Here is a 2,818-nt window from a genome sequence, read left to right on the forward strand (position 1 = left end):
CCCCCGGCCCCCGCCCCGCCGCCCCCCGCGGAGCTGGCGGAGCCGCCGGCAGCACGCCGCCCGCGCCCCCGACGCCCGCCGGTGACCGCCCCGGCGGAGACGGCCGGACCGGTGCGGCCGGGGCGGGCCGCGTGGATGCCGGTCCGGCCGTCTCCGCCGGGACCGGTGCGGCCGGGGCTGGCCGCGCGGATGCCGGTCCGGCCGTCACGGGGGCGGCCGGGCCGGCGGGGAACCGGCCGGTCGGCCGGGACGGCCCGGGCGTACGCCGTGGCATGCTCGACGGCGTGACCGCACGTGCCGCCAGCACCGTCCTCGTCGGCCGCCAGCGTGAGCTGGCCGGGCTGCGCGAGGCGCTGGGCCGGGCCCGCACCGGGGACCCGGCCACCGTCCTCGTGGGCGGCGAGGCCGGGGTCGGCAAGACCCGGCTGCTGGAGGAGTTCGGCTCGCACGCCACCACGACCGGCGCGCGGCTGCTGATCGGCCAGTGCCTGGAACTCGGCGAGGCCGGCCTGCCCTTCGCGCCGTTCGCCGCCGCGCTGCGCGACGTGCTGCGCCACGACGGCCCGGCCGCCTTCGCCGGCTACGAGGCGGAGTTCGCCCGGCTGCTGCCCGAGCTGGCTCGGGTGCCCGCCGGGGCCGCCGCGCCCACCGGGCTGCCCGTCTCCGACACCCCGCGCGGCTACCTGTTCGACCTGGTCGCGGACCTGTTCCGGCGGATCGCCGAGGAGCGGCCGCTGGTGCTGCTGATCGAGGACCTGCACTGGGCCGACCGCTCCACCCGCGATCTGATCGGCTTCCTGGTCCGGGCCGCCCGGGCCAGCCGCCTGCTGCTGGTCTGCACCTACCGCACCGACGAGCTGCACCGCGGCCACCCGCTGCGCCCCTTCCTCGCCGAGCTGGACCGGGCCCGGGGCGTGGACCGGGTCGAGCTCGGCCGGCTGGACCGGGACGGCACGGCGGCCATCCTCGCCGACCTGCTGGGCACCGAGCCGGCCGCCCGCGCCGTGGACGACGTGCACGGGCGTACCCAGGGCAACCCGTTCTTCATCGAGGAGCTGGCGGCGGCCGGCGACCCGGTCGGCTGCGCGGTGCTGCCCGAGACGCTGCGGGACCTGCTGCTGGCCCGGGTGGACCGGCTGCCCGAGCCGGCCCAGCGGGTGCTGCGGATCGCCGCGGCCGGCGGCACCCGCTTCGCCCACCAGCTCCTCGCCGAGGTGGCCGGCCTGCCGGAAGCCGAGCTGGAGGACGCGCTGCGCGCCGCCGTGGCCGGCCAGCTCGTGGTGGCCGATCCGGACGGCGACTACGAGTTCCGGCACGCGCTGTTCCGCGAGGCCGTCCACGACGACCTGCTCCCCGGCGAGCACGCCCGGCTGCACGCCCGGTACGCCGCCGCGATCGAGGCGCAGCCGCACCTGGTGGCGGCCGGCCGCGCCCCGGCCGAGATCGCCCACCACTGGTACGCGGCGCACGACCACCCGCGCGCCCTGATCGCCGCCCGGGCGGCCGCGGGCGCCGCCGGGGACCGCTACGCGTACGCCGAGCAGAGCCGGCTGCTGGAACGGGTCCTCGAACTGTGGGAGCTGGTGCCCGACGCCGGCGACCGGCTCGGCATGGACCACCTGCGGGTGCTGGAGGAGACCATCGCCGCGGCCAACACCGCCGGCGACCTCAGCCGGGCGCTGACCCTCACCCGGGCCGCCCTGGCCGAGGTGGATCGCGCCGCCGAGCCGCTGCGGGCCGCCCGCCTCCTCGACCAGCGCGGCCGGCTGCTCGCCCTGCTGGGCAAGAGCGACGGCGCGGCCGAGCTGGGTGAGGCGTACCGGCTGGCGGCCGGGGTGCCGGAGGGACCGGAGCGGGTCGGGCTGCTCTCCGACATCGCGGCACACCTGATGAAGGTCGATCCGGCACAGGCCGCCACGGTGGCAGCCGAGGCGGCGGTGGGCGCGGAGGCGGTCGGCGCGGACCTGGCCCTCCTGCCCACCCGCATCGCCATGCTGTGCCGCACCCGGGACATCCCCGACCTCGGGCTGGCCGAGTTGCGCCGGGCCGAGGCGCTGGCGCGGGCCGCCGATGACGCCCCGGCGCTGGTCAGCGCCCTGGTCTACCTCTCCGACGTGCTCTACGAGCTGGGCCGGTACGCCGAGTCCGAGGAGGCCGCGGCCGCCGGGGTGAGCGAGGCGCGCCGGGTGGGGATCAGCCGTTCCATCGGGGCGTACCTGCTGTCGAACCGGGCCGAGGCGCTGATCGCGCTGGGCCGCTGGGACGAGGCCGACGCGGCGTGCGCGGAGGCGGCCCGGATCGACCCGCCGGGCGTCTCCGGGCTGCACTGGCTCCAGCTCCGGGCCGGGCTGCGGCTGGCCCGGGCGCACCCCGCCGCCGACGAGCTGGTCGGCCGGGCGCTGGCCTTCCTGGCCCGGCCCTACCTCTGGCCGAACCACCGGCTGCCGCTGCGCGAGCTGGCCATCGAGGCCGCCCTGGCGGCGGACGACAAGGTGGCCGCGCTCGCGGCGAGCCGGGCCGCCCTGGCCGATGAGCGCCTGGTCGACCTCCCCCGGGAGGCCTGGCCGGTGCTCAGCGCGGTGGCCCGCGCCGCCGCGCTGGTCGGCGACGCCGAGCTGGCCGCCGAGGCGTCCGCCCTGGCCGCCGTGCTGCCCGTCCGCTATCCGGCGGAGCAGGCGCACGCCGCCCAGGTCGCCGCGATCCTCACCGGCGTCGCCCCGGGCGCCGATGGTGATGCCGGCACGCCCCTCGCCCCGGCCGAGCGGGCCGGCGCGGTGGTCGAGCGTGGCGTCGCGGTCGTGGAGCGTCGCGGCGGGCC

At 79.3% G+C, this 2,818-nt stretch carries 1 protein-coding gene; it reads left to right on the plus strand.

The window, feature by feature from the left end; genetic code table 11:
* Positions 1-284: 284 nt before the first annotated feature.
* Positions 285-2,818, plus strand: a 2,534-nt coding sequence (locus tag ACW0Q9_RS30040; protein WP_456187065.1) for an ATP-binding protein, incomplete at its 3' end; no start/stop codon positions are given.

Source organism: Micromonospora sp. I033, assembly GCF_053890995.1.